This window comes from Pseudomonas sp. NPDC089569, from assembly GCF_050280625.1.
GTDB lineage: Bacteria > Pseudomonadota > Gammaproteobacteria > Pseudomonadales > Pseudomonadaceae > Aquipseudomonas.
This window is the reverse complement of the sequence record NZ_JBNNVQ010000004.1, coordinates 135,600-159,830: the sequence shown is the minus strand read 5'-3', so window position 1 is coordinate 159,830 and position 24,231 is coordinate 135,600. Positions and strand designations below refer to the sequence as shown.

The 24,231-nt window shown below is 59.7% G+C and carries 15 protein-coding genes; 10 read left to right on the top strand and 5 right to left on the bottom strand.

The features are described from left to right. The first annotated feature begins 148 nt into the window (after nt 1-148). From ACQKP2_RS03855 to ACQKP2_RS03845, 3 genes are read left to right on the top strand one after another with little or no spacing between them, the layout of a single operon-like run. A complete protein-coding gene (locus ACQKP2_RS03855) occupies nt 149-2,284 on the top strand; it encodes an FUSC family protein (RefSeq protein WP_427574482.1) in 2,136 nt (711 codons plus the stop codon). Further along, nucleotides 2,274-2,474, top strand: a complete 201-nt coding sequence (locus tag ACQKP2_RS03850) for a DUF1656 domain-containing protein (RefSeq protein WP_427574480.1) — start codon at nt 2,274-2,276, stop codon at nt 2,472-2,474. The genes ACQKP2_RS03855 and ACQKP2_RS03850 overlap by 11 nt, the downstream gene beginning before the upstream one ends. Nucleotides 2,475-2,478: 4 nt before the next feature. Further along, nucleotides 2,479-3,444 carry a biotin/lipoyl-binding protein gene (locus ACQKP2_RS03845; protein ID WP_427574479.1) on the top strand — a complete coding sequence of 322 codons (966 nt, stop codon included), beginning with the start codon at nt 2,479-2,481 and terminating at the stop codon, nt 3,442-3,444. 350 nt (nt 3,445-3,794) lie between these two features. On the opposite strand, the gene ACQKP2_RS03840 is transcribed toward ACQKP2_RS03845, so the two are convergent. From ACQKP2_RS03840 to mexE, 3 genes are read right to left on the bottom strand one after another with little or no spacing between them, the layout of a single operon-like run. After that, nucleotides 3,795-5,216: an efflux transporter outer membrane subunit gene (locus ACQKP2_RS03840; RefSeq protein WP_427574477.1), complete on the bottom strand. Its 1,422-nt coding sequence runs from the start codon at nt 5,214-5,216 to the stop codon at nt 3,795-3,797. Further along, nucleotides 5,213-8,404, bottom strand: a complete 3,192-nt coding sequence (locus tag ACQKP2_RS03835) for an efflux RND transporter permease subunit (RefSeq protein ID WP_427574476.1) — start codon at nt 8,402-8,404, stop codon at nt 5,213-5,215. The genes ACQKP2_RS03840 and ACQKP2_RS03835 overlap by 4 nt, the downstream gene beginning before the upstream one ends. 15 nt (nt 8,405-8,419) lie before the next feature. Next, nucleotides 8,420-9,673 carry a multidrug efflux RND transporter periplasmic adaptor subunit MexE gene (gene mexE, locus ACQKP2_RS03830; protein ID WP_427574474.1) on the bottom strand — a complete coding sequence of 418 codons (1,254 nt, stop codon included), beginning with the start codon at nt 9,671-9,673 and terminating at the stop codon, nt 8,420-8,422. Nucleotides 9,674-10,266: 593 nt separating this feature from the next. On the opposite strand from mexE, the gene ACQKP2_RS03825 reads away from it, so the two are divergent. The 5 genes from ACQKP2_RS03825 (at nt 10,267) to ACQKP2_RS03805 (ending at nt 18,882) form a co-directional block, all read left to right on the top strand. After that, a complete protein-coding gene (locus tag ACQKP2_RS03825) occupies nt 10,267-10,914 on the top strand; it encodes a gamma-glutamylcyclotransferase (protein ID WP_427574473.1) in 648 nt (215 codons plus the stop codon). A gap of 167 nt (nt 10,915-11,081) precedes the next feature. After that, nucleotides 11,082-12,266 (top strand): efflux RND transporter periplasmic adaptor subunit, encoded by a 1,185-nt coding sequence (locus tag ACQKP2_RS03820; protein ID WP_427574471.1) that lies wholly within the window; start codon nt 11,082-11,084, stop codon nt 12,264-12,266. Between the two features lie 15 nt (nt 12,267-12,281). Further along, nucleotides 12,282-15,551 (top strand): efflux RND transporter permease subunit, encoded by a 3,270-nt coding sequence (locus ACQKP2_RS03815; RefSeq protein ID WP_427574469.1) that lies wholly within the window; start codon nt 12,282-12,284, stop codon nt 15,549-15,551. 10 nt (nt 15,552-15,561) lie between these two features. Then, a complete protein-coding gene (locus ACQKP2_RS03810; RefSeq protein WP_427574467.1) occupies nt 15,562-17,070 on the top strand; it encodes an efflux transporter outer membrane subunit in 1,509 nt (502 codons plus the stop codon). Between the two features lie 264 nt (nt 17,071-17,334). Beyond that, nucleotides 17,335-18,882, top strand: coding sequence for an MFS transporter (locus ACQKP2_RS03805; RefSeq protein ID WP_427574466.1), 1,548 nt, complete (start codon nt 17,335-17,337; stop codon nt 18,880-18,882). 144 nt (nt 18,883-19,026) lie between these two features. On the opposite strand, the gene ACQKP2_RS03800 is transcribed toward ACQKP2_RS03805, so the two are convergent. Next, the gene (locus ACQKP2_RS03800; RefSeq protein ID WP_427574465.1) at nt 19,027-19,923 is read right to left on the bottom strand and encodes a LysR family transcriptional regulator; all 897 of its coding nucleotides are present in this window, start codon (nt 19,921-19,923) and stop codon (nt 19,027-19,029) included. Between the two features lie 692 nt (nt 19,924-20,615). On the opposite strand from ACQKP2_RS03800, the gene ACQKP2_RS03795 reads away from it, so the two are divergent. Continuing rightward, entirely contained in the window at nt 20,616-21,260 is a 645-nt protein-coding gene (locus ACQKP2_RS03795; RefSeq protein ID WP_427574464.1) for a glutathione S-transferase family protein, read from the top strand. An 837-nt stretch (nt 21,261-22,097) separates the two neighbouring features. Continuing rightward, a complete protein-coding gene (locus ACQKP2_RS03790) occupies nt 22,098-23,003 on the top strand; it encodes a hypothetical protein (protein WP_427574463.1) in 906 nt (301 codons plus the stop codon). 225 nt (nt 23,004-23,228) lie between these two features. Here the strand turns inward: ACQKP2_RS03790 and ACQKP2_RS03785 are convergent, their stop codons facing one another. Continuing rightward, nucleotides 23,229-24,143: a LysR family transcriptional regulator gene (locus tag ACQKP2_RS03785; protein WP_427574462.1), complete on the bottom strand. Its 915-nt coding sequence runs from the start codon at nt 24,141-24,143 to the stop codon at nt 23,229-23,231. Nucleotides 24,144-24,231 lie beyond the last annotated feature (88 nt).

Below are 24,231 nucleotides of genomic sequence, written 5' to 3'. Positions count from 1 at the left end.
GTCAGGCAGGTCGTTGAGTCAAACCCTGCCTCGGTAAAATGCGGGTTTTGACAGCCTGGCCAGACGTGCGGGTGAGCTCGATACTGAAATCCGTCGCGACGGCGCTGCGCTGACTACGCTTTCTGAAGACCCGTCCACGAGCACTTCCATGCAAGCGTTTGTGCAGTATTTCAAAGCCATGCTGAACCCCGGCTTCGGGGTGGTGCTGTTTGCCGTGCGCACCATAACCGCCGGGTTGTTGACCCTTTACCTGGCCTTCCTGTTCGACCTCGAACAACCCAAGTGGTCGATCATGGCCGTGGTCATCGTCAGCCAGCCTCTGGCCGGCATGGCCCTGGCGCGCAGTTTCGGGCAGATCATCGGCACCACCCTGGGCGCGGCGGTGGCGGTGGTGATCATGGCGATTTTCCCGCAGGCACCGGTGCCGTTCCTGATGACCTTGTCCTTGTGGCTGGCTTTATGCACCGCCGGTGGCACCTTGTTGCGCTACACCAGTTCCCAGGCTTTCGTGCTCAGCGGTTATACGGCGGTGGTCGTGGGGTTGCTGGCGGTTCCCGATCAGGACGGCACTTTCCTGCTGGCGGTGACCCGCTTGACCGAGACGCTGCTGGCCGTGGCCTGCGTCTGTGTCGTCAGCCTGTTGACCGCTCGCCCGGAAGCCGTTGCCAAAGATTACTTCGCCAGGATTGATCAGGTGATCAAGCTATTGGCGAGCCATGCCGCCGCAGTCATTCGTACCCAGGAAAGCGAAGCCGAGTTCCACCAGCGGCAAATGCAGCTGCTGGGACAGATCAGCGCGCTGGAAGGGGTACGCCGGCACCTGTATTACGACGCACCCCGTTTGCGCAGTGCCGATGACCTGGTGCAACTGCTTGGCAACCAGCTTGTGTTGTTGACGTCACGCCTTACCGCCTTGCGCCACCAGCGTGAGCTGTTGCTCGAACGGTGGGAAGGCGAGATACCGGCTGAAATCCTGCAGTTATTGTCCGAAGAATTGGTCTTTCTCGATGAGCTGGCCCGCCAGGGGCGCGCATTGTCCGAGGAGCAACGACGTCAGTTCGCGACCCTGCAAAGACGATTCGATGCGTTGGCTTATCGCGCTGAACAATTGATCGAGCCCTTTCAGGCTACCTTGCGTTCGCTGTCCTGGTCTTTGCGCTGGGAGCAGGCGCGGATGCTGCAGCAGCTTGAAACGATTCTGGAATTGAGCGATGTGATCCAGAGCGGGCGCCGGGCCAGCAGCGTCTATCGCGCCCAGGCCAATCCATTGCATCTGGATTTCACGCTGGCGACGATGAACGCCATCCGCGCCTACTGCGCGTTGATGGTGTCCGGCCTGATCTGGATCGAAACCGGTTGGGACGGTGCCCGCGGGGGGATGATCGTGACGGGCATTCTCTGCTCGCTGATGGCAACGTTTCCCAGACCGATCATCGCCGCCCAGAGCTTCGCCAGAGGGCTGGCGCTGGCGCTGGTGGTGTCGGCGCTCCTGCAGTTCATGCTGGTGCCGATGATCAGCAACTTCGAGCTGCTGGCGTTGCTGCTGGCACCGCTGCTCTATGCCGTCGCGGTCGGGCTGGCCAGCCCGCCCACCACCGGTACTGGCATTGGTCTGGGGCTGATTACCCTGCTGATGCTGGGGCCGCAAAACACAGGATTGGGCCAGAACACGGCGATCCAGTGGTTCGAGTTCGCCGGTGCCTATGTATGTGCCGCGACATTGGCATTGAGCGTATACGCGTTGATCTTTCCCTTCAGGCCGATTCTGCGCATTCGTCGCTTGCACCAGGAAAACTGCGAGCAGGTCTACGCCTTGCTGAAAGAGACGCCCACGGACAAAAACCAGTTCGCCTTCGAGAGCCGCATGATCGACCGTCTGACCATGATGCTGGGGCTGTTGCCGGCCATCCAGGACAAGCCCTCGCGGGACCTGTTCGAAGTCAGTCTCGCCTGCCTGGCACTGGGGATCGCCTTGAATCAGCTCAGGCAACAGGGGCAGAACAATGTGTTGCTGAGCCCGCAGACGCAGACCCGGTTATTGGACACCGTGCGCGACACGGGGCGACTGGTCGCCGGGCGGCCCGGCGTCGAAGTGGATCGGCTGCTCGACAACCTGCAAGCCTTGGGTAATGAGCTGGACGCCCTGCATTGCAACGTCCATGAACAGCTGTGGTCGGTGTTCCGCATGCGCGTGGCGCTGCTGATCGTGGTGTCGTTCCTGCGACGCCATCGTGGCCATTTCGAGCCCGTCATCGCAACTGGAGTACCGGCACTTGCCCATTGATCTTGAGATAGGCGGGGTCTACCTGCCGCCGATTGCCCAGGCCCTGTTGCTGGGCCTGCCGGTTTTCCTGGTGCTGGACTGGATTCTGCGGCGTCTTGGCGTGTTGCAGTTCGTCTGGCATGAAGCCTTGTTCGAAGGCGCCCTGTACGCCTGCGTGTGTGCGACCTTGATTCTGCTGATGGGAGCCTGATGCCTTGAAGAAGATCCTTGCGCGTCTCTCGACAATGGCGGTGGTCGTGCTGGCCTTCGTACTGGGCTGGTTTGCCTGGGAGCATTACACCCGCGCACCCTGGACCCGCGATGCGCGGGTGCGGGCCGATGTGGTCACCCTGGCCGCCGATGTCGCGGGGCGCATCGTCAATCTCGGTGTGCAGGATAACCAGCATGTAGAGAAGGGGCAGTTGCTGCTGGAAATCGACCCTTCGCGTTATGCCCTGGCCGTGGACCATGCCAGGCGTTCGGTGGAAGTGGCGAAGGCGTCGCTTGGGCAATCACAGGCGGCCATCGTTGCCAGCGAGGCGCTGCTCAAGCAACGCCAGAGCGAGGAGCGTCGGCGCCGGACCCTCAAGGAGCGTTCGGCGATCTCCGGCGAGGAGTGGGAAAAATCCAGCACCGAAGTCTCGGTGGCCCAGGCTGATTTGCTGCGTAACGAGGCCAACCTGGGGTTCGCCCAGGCCAACGTTCAATTGGCCGTTGCCGCGCTGGCGGAGGCTGAACACGACCTGGAGCGTACCCGTGTGATCTCTCCGGTCACCGGCTACGTCACCAACCTGTTGACCCGCCAGGGCGACTTTGCGACAGCGGGCGGCCCGCTGGTGGCAGTCGTGGACAGCGGTTCGTTTTACGTCAGCGGCTACTTCGAGGAAACCAAACTGCCGCGCATCACAGAGGGCGACCGGGTGGACATCGAGTTGATGAGTGGCGAGCGCTTCGGTGGAACCGTGCAAAGTATCGCTTTCGCCATCGCCGACCGGGAAAACCTGCCGGGCGGGCGGTTGCTGGCCAACATCAACCCCAGCTACACCTGGGTCAAGCTGGCGCAGCGAGTGCCGGTGCGCATACAGATCGACGCCGACTACGCGGGTAAAGACAAGCTGCGGGCGGGAACCACTGCGACGGTGACGGTGCAGGAAAACCACGATTCCCAGGATCGCCGCTGACCCTTGTGGGAGCGAGCCTGCTCGCGATAGCGGTTCATCAGCAAATATCAGTGTTGAATGTACCGCCATCATCGCGAGCAGGCTCGCTCCCACAGGATATGGAGTGTTTCGAGGGCGGTGACGGTGCAGGAAAATCGTTAGTTCCCTGTAGGAGCGAGCATGCTCGCGATGGTCGTCAACGATAACGCTGGAAACCTGACACCCCGCGGCGTTCTTGTTTCCATCGCGAGCATGCTCGCTCCTACAGGGGGGGGGTGTTTCGAGGGGGCAAAAAAAGCCCCGCGACCGAATGAGACGCGGGGCAAGGAAGGGGTTGGTTGCGGCCAACCTCAGGAGAGCTTTGAAACGGACTAGTTGCTGGCGATCGTTTGCGGTTGCCAGCCGCCACCGAGTGCCTTGTAGATCGCGACAATGCCGCGATACAGGTCGACTTCGGCCTGGGCCTGGGTATCTTCCGCCGCCAGGCGTTCACGCTGGGCATCGAGCAACACGAGGAAGTCGGCGGTGCCCTCGCGATAGCGGATCTCGGCCAGGTCGGCGGCCGAACGGCTCGACTCGCTCTGCCGGATCAGCGAAATCAGGCGTTGCTGGCGCTTGTTGTAATCGCTGAAGGCGTTTTCCGATTCTTCCAGGGCCAGCAAGACGCGCTGTTCGTAGGTCGCCAAGGCGCCTTCGGCATCGGCATCGGCGGCGCGCAAACGGGCGTGCACACTGCCCAGGTCGAAGGCCGCCCAGGTGATGCTCGGGCCGAGGGCCCAGGCATTGGCTGCCGAGGAACCGATCTGCGAGCCACGCCCGGCGGTCCAGCCAAGGAAGCCGCTGAGGCTGACCCGCGGGAACAGGTCGGCCTTGGCCACACCGATGCGCGCCGTGGCGGAGGCCAGTTTGCGTTCGGCACTGAGAATGTCCGGCCGGCGTTGCAGCAGCTCGCCCGGATCACCAATCGGCAGGGCCTTGGCAATCGCCGGCAAGTCTTTGGGGGCCAGGTCCACGGTCAGCTTGTCCGGACGCTGGCCCAGCAGGGTAGCGATACGGTTTTTCTGCCGAACCTGCTCGGCCTGCAACTGCGGCACGCTGGCTTCGACCGAGGCCAGGCGGGCGTCGGCACGTTCCACATCGAGCTGATCGCCGACACCGGCATCACGCAGACTGATGGTGATCTTGCGCGACTCTTGCTGGTTTTCCAGGTTGGCCAGGGCGATCTTTTCCCGCAGTTGTGCGCCACGCAATTGACCGTAGGCATCGACCAGTTCGGCAATCATGGTCACTTGCAACTGGTACAGATCGGCCGCGAACGCCTGTTGTTCGGCATCGGCCGACTCCAGGTTGCGCTGGATGCGACCGAACAGGTCAATCTCCCAGGCCATGTCCAGCCCCAGGTCGTAGCGTTCGGTATTGACCCGGTTGGTGGCCTGGCCGGGAATCTGGCCCTTGCCCAGATCGCTGCTGGCCCGGCTGGTGACGGTCGGCATGGCGTCGTTGCTGACGTCGTCGCGAATCGCCCGGGCCGCTTTCCAGCGAGCGAAGGCGACGCGCAAATCACGGTTGCCCTTGAGCGATTCGCTCACCAGCTGGTTGAGCGTCGGGTCGTCGAACTGCTGCCACCAGATGCCTTCGAATCGGGAACGATCAAAATTCTTCTGACCGGCCGCGCCGTCGGTTGCCGTGGTGACATTCGCCGGGGCGGTGGCTGGGGTCTTGTAGTCCGGGCCCACGGCACAGGCGCTGAGCGCCAGTACCAGCAGGCTCGGCAGGAAGGCTTTCAAACTCATTGATGCGACTCCAGTTGCGCTTGCACTTTCAGGGCCCTGGCCGCTTTGCGTGCTTGGCCACGTTCGACAAAGTTGCGAATCAGTACGTAGAACACCGGCGTCAGCAACAGACCGAAGAAGGTCACCCCGAGCATCCCGGAGAACACCGCCACACCCATGGCGTGACGCATCTCGGCACCGGCGCCGCTGGAGAACACCAGTGGCACCACACCCATGATGAACGCGAAGGAGGTCATCAGGATCGGCCGCAGACGCAGGCGGCAGGCTTCCAGCACCGCTGCCAGAGGGTTCAGGCCTTCCTGCTGTTTATCCTTGGCGAACTCGACGATCAGAATCGCGTTCTTGCACGCCAGGCCCACCAGAACGATCAAGCCGATCTGGGTGAAGATGTTGTTGTCGCCACCGGAGGCAATCACCCCGGTAATGGCCGACAGCAGCGTCATCGGCACGATCAGGATCACCGCCAGCGGCAGGCTCCAGCTTTCGTACTGCGCCGCGAGCACCAGGAATGCCAGCAGTACGCAGAGCGGGAACACGAACAGCGCGGTGTTGCCGGCCAGAATCTGCTGGTAGGTCAGGTCGGTCCACTCGTAGGTCATGCCGTTGGGCAGTTCGTCCTTGAGCAGTTTCTCGATGGCTTTTTCAGCCTGGCCGGAACTGTAGCCGGGAGCCGCCGCGCCGTTGATTTCAGCCGTGATGAAGCCGTTGTAGTGCATCACGCGGTCAGGCCCCGAGGTGTCGCTGACCTTGATGAAGGTCGCCAGCGGGATCATCTCGCCCTTGTTGTTGCGCACTTTCAACTGGCCGATCTGGTCGGACTCGAGGCGGAACTGTTGTTCGGCCTGGACGTTGACCTGATAGGTGCGACCAAAGCGGTTGAAGTCGTTGGCATACAGCGAACCCAGGTAAATCTGCAGGGTGTCGAAGATGTCGCTGACCGCCACGCCGTGGCTCTTGGCTTTTTCCCGGTCGATGGCGGCATCGACCTGCGGCACGTTCACGGTGTAGCTGGTGAACAGGCCGGCCAGTTCCGGAACACTGCGGCTCTTGTTGATGATGTTCATGGTTTCCTTGTACAGCTCGTCGTAACCCAGGTTGCCCCGGTCTTCGATCTGCAGGCGGAACCCGCCAATGGTGCCCAGGCCCTGTACCGGCGGCGGTGGGAAAATCGCGATGTAGGCACCCTGGATATCAGCGAACTTGGCGTTCAGGGCTGCCGCGATGGCACCGGCCGACTCGCTCGGGTCCTTGCGCTCATCGAATGGCTTGAGCGGGGTAAAGACGATGCCGGCGTTGGGGCTGTTGGTGAAACCGTTGATCGAAAGGCCGGGGAACGCTACCGAGTTGGCGACGCCGGGTTGCTTGAGGGCAATCTCGGACATCTGCTTGATGATTTCTTCGGTGCGATCCAGGCTGGCGGCATCCGGCAACTGCGCGAACGCTACCAGGTACTGCTTGTCCTGGGCCGGTACGAAACCGGTCGGCGTGCTGGAGAAACCGAAGAACGTCAGTACCATCAGGCCTGCATACAGCAGCAGGGCGATGCCGCTGCTGCGGATCACGCGGCGCACGGTGCCGACATAGCCATGGCTGGCACGTTCGAAGAAGCGGTTGAACGGGCGGAACAGCCAGCCACCGAAAATCTTGTCCAGCGCCCTGGAGAAACGGTCCTTGGGTGCGTCATGACCTTTGAGCAGTACCGCCGCCAGCGCAGGCGAAAGGGTCAGCGAGTTGAAGGCCGAGATCACCGTGGAGATGGCAATGGTCAGGGCGAACTGTTTGTAGAACTGCCCGGTCAGCCCGGAAATGAACGCAGCCGGAACGAACACCGCGCACAGCACCAGTGCCGTGGCGATGATGGGGCCTGTCACCTCGCTCATGGCGCGCTTGGTCGCGTCAAACGGGTTGAGGCCCAGTTCGATGTTGCGCTCGACGTTTTCCACCACCACGATCGCGTCGTCGACCACGATGCCGATGGCCAGTACCAGGCCGAACAGCGACAGGGCGTTCAGCGAGAAGCCGAACAGGTGCATCACCGCGAACGTACCAATCAGCGATACCGGTACTGCTACCAGTGGAATGATCGACGCGCGCCAGGTCTGCAGGAACAGGATCACCACCAGGACCACGAGGATCAGCGCTTCGAAGAGGGTGTGAACCACCGCCTCGATGGAGCCGCGCACGAAGATCGTCGGGTCATAGACGATGCTGTAGTCCATGCCTTCGGGGAAGCTCTTCTTCAGCTCGGCCATTTTCGAGCGTACTTCGTTGGAGATCTCGATGGCATTGGAACCTGGGCGCTGGAAGATCGGGATCGCCACGGCCGGCTGGTTGTTGAGCAACGAACGCAAGGCGTACTGGCTGGAACCCAGCTCCACGCGAGCGATGTCCTTCAGACGGGTGATTTCGCCGTTGTCACCTGCGCGAATGATGATGTTCTCGAATTCCTCCTCGGACACCAGGCGGCCCTGGGTGTTGACCGAGAGCTGGAACGCGGTGGCATTCGGTGCAGGGGGAGCGCCCAGTGCGCCGGCGGCGACCTGGCGGTTCTGTTCACGAATCGCGGTGACCACGTCGGTCGCCGTCAGATTGCGCGAGGCCGTCTTGTTCGGATCGAGCCAGACCCGCAGCGAGTAATCGCCCATGCCGAACAGCTGCACATCGCCGACACCGCCCAGGCGCGCCAGCTCGTCCTTGATGTTGAGCAAGGCGTAGTTGGACAGATAGAGCATGTCGTAGCGTTTGTCCGGCGAGGTCAGGTGCACGACCATGGTCAGGTCGGGCGAGGCCTTGTCGACCGTGATGCCGATGCGCGTCACTTCTTCGGGCAGCTTGGGCTCGGTGCGGGTCACGCGGTTCTGCACCTGCACCTGAGCGTTGTCCAGGTCGGTACCCAGGGCAAAGGTGATGGTCAGGGTGATCTTGCCGTCGGCAGTGGACTGCGAGGACATGTACAGCATGTTCTCGACGCCGGTGATCGCCTGCTCCAGCGGAGCGGCTACGGTTTCACCGATGACCTTGGGGTTGGCACCGGGGAAGTTGGCGCGCACGACCACGGTCGGCGGCACCACTTCCGGGTATTCGCTGATCGGCAACTGGAACAGCGAGATGGCACCGGCGATCAGGATCAGCAGCGATAGCACTGCGGCGAAGATCGGCCGTGAAATGAAGAATTTGGAGAAATTCATCGGAGTCGTTATCCCTTAACCGCGTGGAGTCGCTGCAGCCAGTTTCACAGCCGTGCCCGGCGCGACCTTGGCAGGTGCGACTTGTGGCAGGTTGCTGGCTTCCAGCGCTTGTCGTTGTTGTGCCAGGGCCGCGAGGGTCTGCTCGCTGGCCATGGGGACCACTTCAGGGGTGACCGGCGAACCCGGACGAACCCGCTGCAGTCCCTTGACGATGATGGTGTCGCCCGTGTTCAGGCCGTTGCGCACGATGCGCAGCCCTTCGATCTTCGGACCCAGCTCGACCGCGCGATAGGCCGTCTTGTTGTCGGCATCCATCACCAGGACGAATTTCTTGCCCAGGTCGGTGCCCACCGCTTCATCGTTGATAAGCATGGCGTTGTAGGTGCCGCTGCCCACCAGTTTCAGGCGCGCATAAAGGCCGGGGGTGTAGCTGCCGTCGCTGTTGTCGAACACCGCCCGACCACGGATGGTGCCGGTCTTGGGGTTGACCTGGTTATCGACGAAGTTCATCTGGCCCAGGTGCGGGTTGCCGTCTTCGTTGGACAGACCCATGTAAACCGGTGTGGTGGCGCCGCGTTTGCCCTGGCGCGCGAGCTGGGAGTACTTGAGGAACACACGCTCGTCGGCATCGAAGTAGGCATAGACCTTGTCGGTGGACACCACGCTGGTCAAGGCGGTGGTATCGGCGGTCACCAGGTTGCCGGCGGTGATTTCCGCGCGGCTGACGCGTCCGCTGATGGGCGCAGTCACGCGGGTGAAACTCAGGTTGAGCTTGGCCAGGTCCAGTTGCGCCTGAAGGGCGCCCACGGCGGCGCGGGCTTCCTGGGCGGCGCTGGTACGCGAGTCGGCCAGTTCGGCGGAAATGGCGTTGCTGGTGCGCAGACGCTCACCGCGTTGTGCTTCGTTTTCACTGCGGGTGGCGGTGGCGCGGGCCTGGGCAACCAGGGCTTCGAGACGGCGGACCTCGGCCTGGAACGGACGCGGGTCGATCTGGAACAGCACATCGCCTTTCTTCACCAGCGCGCCTTCAGTGAAGGCCACTTCATCGATCTGGCCCGAGACCCGTGGACGGATCTCCACGGTTTCCGGTGCTTCCAGGCGCCCGGTAAATTCATCCCATTCGTTGACCGGTTGCTCCAGCACCTTGGCCACGCTGACCTTGGCTGCAGGCATAGTGGCGGTGGTTTGCGGAGCCTTGCCGCAGGCGCTCATCACCACAACGGCCAACACGGCCAACGGGAAGCGCAAATGTTTGAGTGACTGTTCCATGGATGCATCCGCCAATGTATTGAGATTGGCGAATGATGCGCGGCGGGTAGATACCGCACGAATCGAACGAGGCGAAGGTAACTATCATTCGGAATGATATGAGAGCGATGCCAGCCCTCTAGATTGCGCCTTTGGTCAAAGGCTGATCAATCGGGGTGATGACAATTCTGTGTTGCGCAAATCACATCAATCCGATCAATCCGTAGGAGCGAGCAGTGCGGCGACCCGACTTGCCCGCGAAGGCCCTCTGATGTCGTGCGACGCCATTGAAAATGCCTTCGCCGGCAAGCCTGGCTCCTACAGGTAGCCACGGTCCCATGCTGGATGCCTTTGAGTGATGCACGGCAGTGCAGCAGGCGGCTTCTTTTCCGTCAGGTGGTGAAAGGATGCCATTTGGGGTGATTGTCTCCCTGGCGGCGACTAACAGTAGAACCCCACGTTATTTATCAGCCAGCGACGCTCCTGCATTATTCAGCCATGGACAGTTTATTACATGACCATCAGTCAGGTTGTCGCTGTCCTATTTAGTACTCCAGGCGTCGATCTGAACCGTATCTACTTGCAGAGTGGGCGCAGAATCAGAGGCAGCGGCAATGTTGACGAAACACCATATTACCTCCGGTGCTTACCTCGAAGATTTCGGTGAGGTACCCAAAGAATTATTGTGGACGCTCGAACAAATTGAGCAGTCGATGCATGAGACATTGGCCAGTCGCCCTGATAATGGCGATATTTTGGTCTTTGGCTATGGCTCTTTGCTGTGGAATCCGCTGCTGAACTTCGCGGACCAGCAACGAGCAACTTTATACGGCTGGCACAGAAGTTTCTGCATGCGGATCATCGCCGGTCGAGCCACCGTAACAACACCGGGTCGGATGTTGGCGCTGGAGCCGGGCGGCTCTACCCAGGGCGTTGCCTTCAGATTGACTGAGCAAGTGGCGCAGCAAGAGTTGATTTTGTTGTGGGTGCGTGAAATGCCCACCGGTGCCTACCAGCCCGTTTGGGCACCGATATTCCTGGAAGATGGAACACAAGCCATGGCACTTGTGTTTGTGGCCAGGCAAGACCACCCGTTTTATGAGCAAGATGCAAGCGTTGAATCCGTTGTACGGCATATTTCCGAAGCGAGCGGCCCTATGGGTAGCAACGCTGAATATGTGCACAAGTTAAATAGCGCGTTATGTGAAAGCGGTTTTGTCGATGAATATATCGGTGCGCTGTCGGCTGGAATCATGCCGTGAATTAATACGGTTGTAATCGCTGTTGTTTTCCAGGAAGTCCATTGGCGGGCGTGAGCCTTTTTGCGCCGCAAATATATAAGCGCCGCTGTTGGAAGATTAGCGATAAAGCAAACTTATCACTTTGTCGATGATCCTCCAGGGTAATTTAACTGAGCAGGAGAAAAGAAATGTTCGCCCATCACAAACGACTTTCCGTTGCGTTGAGTGCGCTCTTGGTGGCCGGCACAGCCGGAGTTGCCGTGAAGTACGGCGATCATTTTTCACCGATAGAGTCGGCCCGCGCAGTAGAAGCAGCGGCCACCCCCAAAACCGAAGTCGATGTGGCGACGGTCGTCTTCAAACAAGTCAGTGAATGGCAGAGCTATTCGGGGCGTCTGGAAGCGGTGGGCAAGGTCGATATTCGCCCGTTGGTCCCGGGCACTATCGTTGCCGTGCATTTCAAGGACGGGTCATTGGTCAATAAAGGTGATCGTCTGTTCACCCTTGATCAGCGTCCGTATCTGGCCGAGGTGGATCGTGCTGCCGGTCAATTGGCCGCCGCGCAATCGCGCGCCGTTTATGCAGCAACAGACGCCGCGCGCGCCGGGCGGCTGATCGAGTCGAACGCCATTTCCAAACGCGATCTGGACGAGAAGCAGAATGCCTCTCGCGAAGCGACGGCCAACGTCAAGGTCGCGATGGCTGCGCTTGACGCCGCCAGGGTCAATCTCTCCTACACCGAAATCGTCGCACCTATCGCCGGTCGGGTATCGCGGGCGGAACTGACCGTCGGCAACGTAGTGTCCGCAGGCCCGGCAGCTCCGCTGTTGACCAGCCTGGTCTCAGTCACCCCCATCTACGCATCGTTCGATGTCGATGAGCAGACTTACCTGCGCTACCTGAACCAGGCCTCGGCCAGACCCGCTCCCGTTGCTCTCGGCCTGGCGGACGAAACCGGCTATTCACGTAGCGGCGTGGTCGATTCCATCGACAACCAGCTCGACACCCAATCGGGAACCATCCGCGTGCGGGCGCGTATCGACAACGCCAATGGTGCGTTGATGCCCGGCCTGTACGCCCGCATCAAGGTCGGCGGCGGCAAGCCGACGGACACGGTGCTAATCGATGATGGCGCGATCGGAACCGACCAGGCGAAGAAGTTCGTGTTGTTGGTTGGCCAGGGTGATGTCGTCGAATACCGCGAGGTCACCCTCGGCAACCTGCACGAGGGGTTGCGCATCATCACCTCCGGTTTGAAGGCGGGGGACCGTGTGGTGGTCAGCGGTGTGCAGCGTGTGCGTCCCAACGACACCGTGCACGCCAACGCCGTGGAAATGGCCAACATCGGCCGTGCTGCGAAGCCTTCGGCTTAACGAGAGACCCTCATCATGAATATCTCCAAATTCTTCATTGACCGGCCGATCTTCGCCGGCGTGTTGTCGGTGCTGGTGGTGTTGGCGGGGCTGATTGCCCTGACCAGGCTGCCGACCGCCGAGTACCCGGAAGTGGTGCCGCCTTCGGTGGTGGTGCACGCCGAGTACCCTGGCGCCAACCCGAAAGTCATCGCCGAAACCGTTGCCTCGCCGATTGAAGAACAGATCAACGGGGTGGAAAACATGCTCTACATGCAGTCGCTCGCCAACAGCGATGGCAAGTTGACGACCACCGTGACCTTCAAGCTCGGCACCGACCCGGACAAGGCGCAGCAGTTCGTGCAGAACCGCGTCGCTCAGGCGTTGCCACGGTTGCCCGAAGACGTGCAGCGCCTGGGCGTGACGACGGTCAAGTCATCGCCGACGCTGACCATGGGCGTGAGTATTCTGTCGCCCAATCAACGTTACGACCTTACTTACCTGCGCAACTACGCGCTGATCAACGTCAAGGATCGTCTGGCGCGGATTCCTGGCGTGGGTGAAGTGGTGATGTGGGGCGCTGGCGATTACTCGATGCGCATATGGCTCGACCCGCAAAAGGTCTCGCGATTGAACATGACTGCACTCGACGTGGTGAAAGCTATTCGCGAGCAGAACGTACAGGTTGCGGCCGGTATTGTCGGGGGGGCACCGATGCTGACCGACGTGCCGATGCAATTGAGTGTCAACGCCCAGGGGCGCCTGAAAACCGAGCAGGAATTTCGCGACATTATTCTGAAGTCTTCCGGTGGTGCGATCACTCGGCTGTCGGATGTCGCTCGCGTGGAAATGGCCGCGTCCGAATACACCCTGCGAGCGTTGCTCGACAACAAGCCTGCCGTGCAAATGATCATCTTCCAGCAACCGGGGGCCAACTCGTTGCAAATCTCCGATGACGTGCGCAGCGTCATGGAGGAAATCAAGCAAGACATGCCCGAGGGCGTCGATTACGGCATCAAGTACGACCCGACCCAGTTCGTGCGTGACAGCATCCATGCCGTGATCCAGACCCTGCTGGAGGCAATTGCCCTGGTGGTGCTGGTGGTCATCGTGTTCCTGCAAACCTGGCGCGCCTCGCTGATCCCATTGCTGGCGGTTCCGGTGTCGATCATCGGCACCTTTGCGCTGCTGCTGGGCTTTGGCTACACCATCAATGCCTTGTCACTGTTCGGCATGGTACTGGCCATCGGTATCGTGGTGGACGACGCCATCGTGGTGGTGGAGAACGTCGAGCGCAACATTGCTCACGGGCTGTCGCCTCGCGACGCGACCTATAAGGCCATGCAGGAAGTGAGTGGGCCGATCATTGCCATCGCGCTGACGCTGGTCGCGGTGTTTGTGCCTCTGGCCTTCATGTCCGGTCTGACCGGTCAGTTCTACCAACAGTTCGCGATGACCATTGCGATTTCCACGGTGATCTCGGCGTTCAACTCGCTGACCCTGTCGCCAGCGCTGTCGGCAATCCTGCTCAAAGGGCATGACGAGCCGAAAGACCGGTTGACCCGGGCCATGGATGCGCTGTTCGGGGGCTTCTTCAAGGTCTTCAACCGCGTCTTCAACCGTGGTTCGCAAGGCTACGGCAAGGGTGTTCGTCGCGTGGTCAACCACAAGATGATGATGCTGGTGACCTACGGCATCCTGCTGGGTGGTGCTGTATGGATGGGCAAAATCGTGCCCGGCGGTTTTGTGCCGGCGCAGGACAAGGACTACGTGGTCGCCATCGCGCAGTTGCCCAGTGGTGCCACGCTGGATCGAACCGAGAAGGTCGTGCGTGAAATGGGCGATATTGCCCTGGGCATTCCCGGCGTGAAGAACTTGCCGCAGTTCCCGGGGCTGTCGGTCAGCCTGGCCAACTCTCCGAGCAGTGCGTTGGTCTTCCCGGTGCTGGAACCTTCCAAGTTCCGCTCCAAAGAACAATCGGCTTCGATGATCGTCGCGCAGTTGAACGCCAGATATGCCGGCATCAAGGGCGCGGCGATCGCCGTGTTTCCGCCGCCGCCAGTGGCCGGGCTTGGCACCGTCGGTGGTTTCAAACTGATGATCGAGGACCGCGGCGCGCTGGGCTACGAAACGCTGAACAAGGCAACTCAGGACTTCCTCGCTGCCGCCGCAAAAGCCCCTGAACTGGGTCCTGCGTTTTCGACGTTCCAGATCAACATGCCGCAGTTGAACGTTGAACTGGACCGGGTCAAGGCCAAGCAGTCGGGCGTGTCGGTGACGGATGTGTTCGACACCCTGCAGATCTATCTGGGCTCGATGTACGTCAACGACTTCAACGCCTTCGGCCGTGTGTACCAGGTGCGTGCGCAAGCGGATGCGCCGTTCCGCGCCACCGCGGAAAACATTGGTCTGCTGAAAACCCGCAACGACAAAGGTGAAATGGTGCCGCTGTCGTCGCTGGTCAAAGTGACCACCACCTACGGCCCGGAAATGGTCGTGCGCTACAACGGCTACACCGCTGCTGATATCAACGGTGGCCCGGCGCCTGGCTATTCGTCCGGCCAGGCACAGGCCGCCGTTGATCGCATCGCCAGGGAGGTGTTCCCGCGCGGGATCAAATACGAATGGACTGACCTGACCTACCAACAAGTGCTGGCCGGCAACTCCGCGATGTGGGTGTTCCCGATCAGTGTACTGCTGGTGTTCCTGGTGCTGGCCGCGCTGTACGAAAGCCTGACCTTGCCAATGGCAATCATCCTGATCGTGCCGATGAGCATTCTGTCGGCTCTGGTGGGGGTGTGGTTGACCAAGGGCGACAACAATATCTTCACCCAGATCGGCTTGATGGTACTGGTAGGGTTGTCTGCGAAGAACGCGATCCTGATCGTCGAGTTCGCCCGTGAACTGGAAATGCAGGGGCGCTCCATCGTGCAAGCCGCCATCGAAGCCAGCCGCCTGCGACTGCGCCCGATTCTGATGACGTCGATCGCCTTCATCATGGGGGTTGTGCCTCTGGTGTTTTCCACTGGCGCCGGTGCCGAGATGCGCCAGGCCATGGGTATCGCAGTGTTCTTCGGCATGCTCGGCGTGACCCTGTTCGGACTCCTGCTGACCCCGGTGTTCTATGTGTTGCTGCGCAAACTGTCGGGTGTCGAGCACCTGGTGGACAAGCACGGTAAACATCCGCACCTGGGCGCTGACTTTGACGCCGGTTTCGACGTCCGCGCGGGTCAGGCCTCCCGGTCCGCCGATGGTCACCACACTCAAGCATCAGCCCGTGTGCCTGAAGCGGCGTCGCTGAAGTAAGGAGAACGACATGAAAGTGTTTGTAATGAATCGGATGCTTTTCGGATCAGTGTGGCTGGCGACGATGTTGGTGACGGCAGGCTGTTCTCTGGCGCCGAACTACGAGAAACCTGAGGTGACGACACCTCAGGCGTACAAGGAGCAAAAGGCCCCGACACCGCTGGGGTCTGTGGAGGCGGGCAACTGGAAAACCGCTGAGCCGTCGGAAGCGTTTGCCAGGGGCGAATGGTGGCGGGTATTCAATGACACTACCCTGGATCACCTCGAAAGCCAGGCTCGGGATGCTAACCAGAATCTGGTTGCCGCGGCCGCTCGATTGAAAGAAGCACGGGCTCTGAATCAGTCTGCTCGCTCGGCGTTGTTCCCGACTGTGGATGCAGGTTTTGGCCCGACTCGGCAACGAGTGTCGCCGGCCTCGCAGTTCCAGTCCGACAGTGGACAGGGGGCGAGTCAAACGATGTGGCGCGCCCAGGGCGGCGTCTCCTACGAGGTCGATATGTTCGGTCGGGTGGCCAGTTCGGTCGATGCGGCGGATGCCGAAACTCAACGCAGTGAAGCTTTGTTCCAGTCGGTGCTGTTGGCCCTGCAGGCGGACGTTGCACAGAACTATTTCGCGTTACGTGAACTGGACGCCGAGGTTCTGGTGTACAACCGTGCGATCGAGTTGCGCGAACAAGCGCTGAAGTTGGTGCAGCAGCAATACTCGCTGGGTGATACCAGCGAGTTGGATGTAGCTCGCGCCGAGTCCGAGTTGGCCACTGCACAGTCTGACGCCATGACGATACAGCGCCTGCGCGCTGCGTCGGAACATAGCCTCGCCGTACTGTTGGGTAAAGCGCCTGCGGAGTTCTCGATGGCGGCCAGTCCCTTGCAGCCCGTGAATCTCCGGATTCCGCCAGGATTGCCATCGTCGCTGTTGGAGCGCCGTCCTGACATCGCTGCCGCGGAGCGTTCCATGGCCGCAGCCAACGCCCGGATCGGTGTGGCGAAAGCGGCGTTTTTCCCTTCGTTGACACTGACTGGCACGGCTGGCTTTGAATCCGGTTCGCTGAGCAACCTGTTCAAATGGAGCAGTCGTACCTTCCTGCTCGGTCCATTGGCCGGAACGGCGCTTGACCTGCCGATCTTTGACGGAGGGCTGCGCGAGGGCAACCTGGCCAAGGCACGGGCCGATTACGAGGAAGATGTCGCCAATTATCGGCAGCAGGTGCTGGTCGCATTCCGTGAAGTGGAGGACAACCTCTCTGATTTACGTGTGCTGGAAGAGCAGACCCTGACCCAGTCACGAGCCGTGGAGGCGTCGAGTCGAGCCGCGAAGGTGGCGCGGGCACAGTACACCGAAGGGGATGTCATTTATCTCTCGGTGATTGATGCCGAACGCACGGCTTTGCAGTCTCGTCGAGCTGCGGTGCAGTTGCAGGGTGCACAGGTCGCGGCCACCGTGAACCTGATTCGCGCTTTGGGAGGTGGCTGGGGGAGTGCTTCGGCAGTGAAAAACCAGGAGGTCACTCAACGATAACGTCGGCCTGACGCTGCTTATGAAAACAGAAAAGCATGCCCGCGGGCATGCTTTTTTATGCTCGTGGGATGGTCTTCCGATTGTCTCTTTGCCAGCGACGAAGCGTCTCCCACAGGTGCGTTTAAGGACTTCGTAGCGTACGTGACAATGGCTCTGAAGTGCAGGCAACACCTGCGTTTCCCAGAGGCGGCAATCCTTCCGGCAAGGGTGCCGAGCCTCAAAGGCTGTGCACGCAGCGCTGCTCAATCCATTTACGGTGAATCAATGAAATCAACAAACCAAGACACCAGGGCGAGGGACAAACTGCTTATTCTTGCGGCGATTTGTCTTTCCGCTCTGGTACTACCGCTGAGCTTTACCGGAGGGGCGGTTGCGACGCCCGCGATCGGCCGGGACCTGGGAGGGAGCCCCGTCGCGCTGACCTGGATCACCAACGCCTTCATGCTGTCCTTCGGCAGCCTGCTGATGGCGGCAGGCGCATTGGCTGACGTCTATGGGCGCAAGCGCCTTTTCACCCTCGGCATGATGTTGTTTACCGCTGCGTCCGCGGCGCAGAGTCTGGCCCCGTCAGTGCTCTGGCTCGATAGCCTGCGCGCCATTCAGGGGGTTGCCGGTGCGGCTGCACTGGCCAGCGGTTCCGCTGCTCTGGCTCAAGAGTTTGAGGGTCATGCCCGTACTCGCGCCTACAGCATGTTGGGAACGACCTTCGGTATCGGACTGGCATTCGGTCCACTGGTGGCCGGGGTGTTGATCGAAGCTTTCAGCTGGCGCGCGATCTTCCTCTTCACCGCGTTAATCGGCGTTATCGCCATGGTCTTTGGCCTGCCACGGATGCGTGAAACCCGCGACCCAGGGGCCACGGGCCTGGACTGGCCAGGCACCATCACTTTCAGTGCGGTTCTGGCGTTGTTCACCTTTGGGGTGATCCAGGCACCTGACAGCGGTTGGGACAGCCCGCTCGTGGCCGGACTGTTGGGTGCATCGGTGGTGTTGCTGGCGGTCTTTGTGATGATCGAAATGCGCGTCAAGCGCCCGATGCTGGATTTGACGCTGTTTCGCTTCCCGCGTTTTGTCGGTGTGCAGATGCTGCCGATCGGCACCTGCTACTGCTACATCGTATTGGTCGTGATGCTGCCATTGCGATTCATTGGCGTAGAAGGCTTGAGTGAGATCGATGCGGGCCTGCTGTTGCTGGCACTGTCCGCGCCAATGCTGGTGGTGCCGATACTGGCCGCTTCGATGAACCGCTTTATCTCGGCCGGTGTTCTTTCTGGCGCGGGCTTTCTGATCGCCGCCGTGGGCCTGCACTGGTTGAGCCTGTACAACGTGGGCGAACCGAAGTCCGGTCTTGTTTGCCCCATGCTGTTGATCGGTATTGGCGCAGGTTTGCCTTGGGGCTTGATGGATGGGCTGTCCGTGAGTGTCGTGCCGAAGGAGCGTGCGGGCATGGCGGCCGGAATCTTCAATACGGTTCGTGTGGCCGGAGAGGGGATTGCCCTGGCGAGCGTGGCGGCCATGCTGGCTTCACTGCTGCACGCGAACCTGTCCGACGCGGTACAGGTGGTTGCAGGCAGCACCGATGCGGCACTGATTGCACAAACTGCGCATCGCGTCACCACGGGCGACATGGCGCATGCCATTAACACCGTCCCGGGTCTGGCCAATGAACGTCTGGTGCAAGGCTATGCCTCGGCGTTCCAGTATCTGTTGCACATCCTGACATTCATCACGCTGGCGTCTGCGGCAGTGGTACTGGGACTGCTGAGCAAGGATCGTACAGTTGCTGCCGAGGGTGTCAGCGAGACGGCTTGATAGCGGGGAAGATTGCCTGCGGTGAAGTTGCTGCAGGCAATATCTTTGAGTGGCCAGGCGATCGGGGCAGGTACCGCTTTGTGCTTCGAGCGTTTGTAATTCTGGTCCTTCAGGAGACAACCAGGGCGATGAACCACGTTCAAATCAGCGCAAACGATCCGCCAGGTAATTGAGCACCGCTCGCGTCTTTGCCGGCATCCGACGGCCCAGGGGAATCAGGGCATGAACGGGGGGGCCTGGCGAGTCGACGGTTGTGAGTATGCGTACCAGTTTTCCGCTATCGACGTAGGACTGAGCCACTTTGTCATAGATCTGGGCAATTCCGAGTCCTACGACGGTCGCATCGATGACGGCCTGTCCGTCCGAAACGATCAGAACCGGAGGTGGAGCAAACTCCCGAACGTGGCCGCCTTCGGACAGCGACCAGGGGCGCAACCGGCCAGTAAAGCCACGGAAAATCACCGCCTCATGATTGACCAGATCGGCTGCGGTTTCTATCGGCCGATGGCGGGCCAGATAGTCAGGAGATGCGTAAAGACTCAGTGTGATGTCGCACAGCTTGCGGACAGTCATCTCGCTATCCTGGGGTAATTGACCCGCTCGAACGACGATATCCCAACCTTCACCTACGGCATCCGACATGCGATCGGTCATGGACAACTCCAGCGTTACCTGTGGGTACCGTTGACGCAGCTCGGAGATGGTTGGAAGAAATAGCTGACGAAAGCCCGAAGGGATGTCCAATCGAACCCGTCCGATGGGCTCATCTTTTCTTGATGCCAGCTCATTTGCGGCGTCTCGCAGGCCATCGAGTGCCGCGATGGCAGCGTTCAGGTAGGTTTCACCGTCCTCGGTAAGGCGGACGGCGCGAGTCGTGCGCTGGAAAAGCTTTGTACCGAGCCTCGTCTCCAGACGCTGAACTGCCTTGCCCACATTCGATTTGCTGGTTGAGAGGTTTTCAGCGGCTCGGGTGAAGCTACCGGTCTGCGCTACGCCTACGAAGGCGGCGATGTCGGGAAATGAAGTGTCGGCTCGTTCCATTACGGTTTCTCTTCTAACGGTCAATATCGTCTTGACGTGGCGCACAGAGTTCGCTGAGTCAACTATGGCTCATATTTCGGAAGCAGTAACAAATTTCCGGGAAAGTCCAGCGGCGAGTTGAAAATCGCTCTCGGTGCAAAGGGGTTATCAAGTAAATGCGCTGTGATAATCAAATTGAGGGTGGGTTTGACGTGCAAGAGCATCACTCTGATGGCGTTATTAAATATTGCATGAAGCTGCAATGGCAGTGATCGGCCGGTACGGCACTACTGATATTTATGTGGGGGTGGACTTCTATCATATTTATTCATGTATTGGAATTGTGAGGTTTCCGTGGTTGCTGAATTAAATTTGATAGTCAGTATTGTTGTAAGTGATTTTTATGAGAGGGTGCAATCAGTAGAATTCGTTCCCTGTGAATAGCGGTTCAGAGTTCGATGTTTCGTTGTTCCAGTTGCTTTGGTTTATTTTTCAGACCCGCCCGCACGCGGGTCTTTTTTTGTTCTTTTTTTGGGAAGTTTTCGGCTTGGTCGAACTTTTCCAGGACCAGCCAGAGGTCGGAAGATTGTATCCGTACGAGCTACAGAGCGTAGCTTTTGGCGCTGTTTATCATTCCCCGGTGGAAGCACAGACTTCGTTCACCAGCCCTGACAAGGGCGCGGATAAACGACTCAGTCCCGAGGAATGCAACCATGACCAAGCTGTACATCGCCGATCAAACCTGCTCTCAAGCCGTCCAGATCATCGCCAATGAGATCGGTCTGAATCCAGAACTGGTTCACTACAATGTGTTCGACAAGAGCACGTCCAATGGCGACTCTTTTGTCGACGTCAATCCGCTTGGCTATGTGCCTGTTCTGGCGCTCGAAAACACTGACCAGGACACGATCACCGAGACGATCGTAATCATTTCCTATCTGGCCGACCAACATCCCGAAGCCGCTTTGATTCCCGCCCGCGGCACGCTGGAACGCGTCAAAATCGATCAGTTCCTGACCATCACAGCAACTGAAATTGCTCAGAAACATATCCCTCTGATGCGTAAGCTGCTGAGCGAAGAGGGGACGCAGTGGACTCGCGCCAAGTTGGTAAGTGCTTACTCAACCCTCGATGCGCGCCTTGCCGATGGCCGGACTTACCTTACCGGTGATCATTTCTCCGTTGCTGACGCCTACGTGTGGGCAACCATGTGGCACGAACGCTCGGGAGCCGAGATTGGCCATCTGGAAAACCTGATGGCGTGGAAAGCTCGCGTAGATGCTCGCCCATCCGTGCAAAAAGCACTGAAGGATGAGGCCGAGATCGTGGCTTTCCATCGCGCGCAGGCAACTGCCTGATCATTGACCTCCAGTGAATGGGCCGGGGTGAGAACCGCGGCCTTTTTTATGCGCACCCCGGAATGAGAATAGAGAGGCCATTGTCGTGCTCGTTTTCAATTGTCTTTGCGTGCCAAAAGTATTGAGTCGCCGTGTTCTCCGGAACATTTTTACTTTGGTGACGCTGGCGACAATCATGCACGACGCCATGGCGTTCAATCGAGGGTTGCCGTCTCTATCGATGCCTCCCACCTATAAAGAAGAAAAGACAGAGCCAGCGCTCAGTCGCGCCGACCTGAGGTTTCTGATTTCAAAACGTCCAGCCTGCCCACTTGCCTGACAAATACTTGAACCGCAGCCGATAGGCACATTTTCTTTAAGTACGAAATATAACGCTTACAGTCATTGTGAGATTTTTTATTAAAACAATCGAAGTGGTTTTTCAGGAATTTAAAAGATTCAGAGAGTGGGAAGACAGCTATGGTGATCAATGAAGGTAACTTTCATGAAATTGATCTGCACCTGATGGTGACGTTTCTGGTGTTGTTCAGGGAGGAGCAGGTGCAGGGCTGAATACTGCGGATCATACGAGCTACTTTGGCTAGTAATGTTCAGTTTTCCCTATGGGGAATGTTGAAGGCTGCCGATGACAATCTCGCCGCCATGATCTGTAGCGACTGCCTGCTTTTGGCCGTTAACTGCCTGCCAGGAACTGCCATAAACACCCATTCATGGCTTGAAGATCGCCAGTTGCTCACGTCCCCGGGCCTGATCCGCGCTTTTTCGCCCCACCTGCCACTTTCGCCATCATCGGCGTGGATCTAAAGTCAGGGACGCACCTTCAGGGGAATTCCCGTCATGTACAGCTCGCTTGCCATACCGAGCACCGCTCGCCAATTGCATGACCGGATCTATGCCGGCGAGATCATTCGCTTCACTGGCCTGCAGCCCATGGCGGCGCTGGTGGAATATACGCGTGCGTTCCTCGAAGACGCGCTGCATCCCTGGTCGCCGCAACAGATCCATCGGCATTTGAGCCACCCTGAGCAGACTGAGCGTTTTGCGAAAATTCAGAACGACTTCGCAGGCTCGGCTGAGGTTCGGCAGCGCTGGCAGGACGTCGTGCTAAGCCTTGGCCTTGCCCCCGATACCCTGGCGTGCGATCGCCTGCATTTGCGTTTTCAGCCGCATTGCGAGCCGGGGCAGTCGACGCCGCGTGCCCGCACGACGGCCACCATCGCGTTTCACCGCGATACCTGGGGGTCGAATATCTATGCACAAACCAACTGGTGGGCGCCTATCTATCCCATCTCGGCAGGGCGTACCGTCGCCTTGTATCCAGGCCTCTGGCAGCGTCCGCTGAGTAATTCGAGCGCAGATTTCGATATGCACACCATTTTGCAACGATCCCATCGAGACGGCCGCAATGCTGTGGATGCCGACGAAGCCATTCCGCATCTGCTAGAAGCGATCGACCCGCAGGAGGGAATTGCCGTCGATATCGCTCCGGGGAGCCTGATCGCCTTTTCCGGGGCTCATGCCCATACCGGCGTCGGCAATAGCACCGGGCTGACACGCATCTCTTTCGAGACCCGATCAATACTGATCGCCGATCTGTTGGCCGGATTGGGCGCGCCCAATGTCGATGGTCATGCGCCGTGGAAGACTATTGGACTGTTTCGCCGAATGAGCGATGCACAACGCCTGAACGAGATCCTTGGCTGCGGCTTTATCGAGCCCTATCTGCGGCCGGCAGAGCCCTAACGCGCAAGATAAAGCCCAGGTACTTCACTGTCAGTGTATTTGCCTGGCCCTGTCAGCGACCTTGTGCGTGCGTCACTGAGTTTGGCAGCACTCTCAGCTTCCTTGATCATGACTGGGGGCATCCTTTTCTTTGGTGGAAAAAGTAGCCCTGATGGTGCCCCCGGAAAGCGGAAACCTGCTAATTCCAGATATTTCGGGCCCTTGGGAGGTGTTTGTCAGACCTCGTCAAAGACTGTCCGGATCCCCAAAGAACATCTGAATCCGCGAGCGCAGCCAGCGCTCGCCCGGATCGTTATCCTGGGAGCCACGCCAGGCCATGTGCAGCTCAAAGCTGCGCACCGGTAATGGCGGGTCTTCGGCGCGTACGCCGCCTGCTGCGGTCAGTGCATCGGCCGTATAGTCCGGCACCGTCGCGACAATGTCGGTACCGGAGAGCAGGGTGCTCAAGCCGTTGAACTGCGGCACCGCGAGCACCACGTGACGCTTGCGTCCCAGTTTTTCCAGCTCTTCATCTATAAAGCCGCTCAGGTCACCGGCGAACGACACCAGGGCATGGGGGCGTGCGCAGAAGTCATCCAGGCTCAACGGCCCCGGCACGGTATCGGCACGCAGCAGCTTGGGCGAGCTGCGGCGCAATACTTTGCGCTTGGCGTTGGCCGGCAAATCGGTGGTGTAGCTGACACCAATGGAAATTTCCCCGGACGCCAGCAATCCCGGCATCAGGATGTAGTTGACACGCCTGACCACCAGCACGATGCCCGGAGACTCGGCACGCAGGCGCTTGAGCAGCATCGGCAGCAGAGCGAACTCGACGTCGTCCGACAGGCCGATGCGAAACACCGCTGTACTGGTGGCCGGGTCGAAGTCGGCCGCACGGCTGACCGCGGTGGAAATGGAGTCCAGCGCCGGAGAGAGCAGGGCGAAGATCTCCATGGCCCGGGCAGACGGCTCCATGCTGCGCCCGGTGCGCACGAACAAGGGGTCATCGAAAAGTCCACGCAGGCGCGAGAGCGCCGCGCTGATGGCGGGTTGGCCAAGGAACAGCTTTTCCGCAGCGCGGGTCACGCTGCGCTCGTGCATCAGGGTTTCAAATACGATCAACAGGTTCAGGTCGACACGACGCAGGTCATTACGATTCATCTGGAGTCCTGGCAGAGTCAGCAAACTTGACGTGAGCGGCCATATGAGAACAATGGCCAGCAGGAATATTAAGGGCAAAGGCTGGTAC

Excerpts from the sequence above, each read along its gene's own strand:
- ACQKP2_RS03855 (WP_427574482.1), top strand. The coding sequence starts at position 149 with ATGCAAGCGTTTGTGCAGTATTTCAAAGCCATGCTGAACCCCGGCTTC.
- ACQKP2_RS03840 (WP_427574477.1), bottom strand. The coding sequence starts at position 5,216 with ATGAGTTTGAAAGCCTTCCTGCCGAGCCTGCTGGTACTGGCGCTCAGC.
- ACQKP2_RS03835 (WP_427574476.1), bottom strand. The coding sequence starts at position 8,404 with ATGAATTTCTCCAAATTCTTCATTTCACGGCCGATCTTCGCCGCAGTG.
- mexE (WP_427574474.1), bottom strand. The coding sequence starts at position 9,673 with ATGGAACAGTCACTCAAACATTTGCGCTTCCCGTTGGCCGTGTTGGCC.
- ACQKP2_RS03825 (WP_427574473.1), top strand. The coding sequence starts at position 10,267 with ATGTTGACGAAACACCATATTACCTCCGGTGCTTACCTCGAAGATTTC.
- ACQKP2_RS03820 (WP_427574471.1), top strand. The coding sequence starts at position 11,082 with ATGTTCGCCCATCACAAACGACTTTCCGTTGCGTTGAGTGCGCTCTTG.
- ACQKP2_RS03815 (WP_427574469.1), top strand. The coding sequence starts at position 12,282 with ATGAATATCTCCAAATTCTTCATTGACCGGCCGATCTTCGCCGGCGTG.
- ACQKP2_RS03810 (WP_427574467.1), top strand. The coding sequence starts at position 15,562 with ATGAAAGTGTTTGTAATGAATCGGATGCTTTTCGGATCAGTGTGGCTG.
- ACQKP2_RS03805 (WP_427574466.1), top strand. The coding sequence starts at position 17,335 with ATGAAATCAACAAACCAAGACACCAGGGCGAGGGACAAACTGCTTATT.
- ACQKP2_RS03800 (WP_427574465.1), bottom strand. The coding sequence starts at position 19,923 with ATGGAACGAGCCGACACTTCATTTCCCGACATCGCCGCCTTCGTAGGC.
- ACQKP2_RS03795 (WP_427574464.1), top strand. The coding sequence starts at position 20,616 with ATGACCAAGCTGTACATCGCCGATCAAACCTGCTCTCAAGCCGTCCAG.
- ACQKP2_RS03790 (WP_427574463.1), top strand. The coding sequence starts at position 22,098 with ATGTACAGCTCGCTTGCCATACCGAGCACCGCTCGCCAATTGCATGAC.
- ACQKP2_RS03785 (WP_427574462.1), bottom strand. The coding sequence starts at position 24,143 with ATGAATCGTAATGACCTGCGTCGTGTCGACCTGAACCTGTTGATCGTA.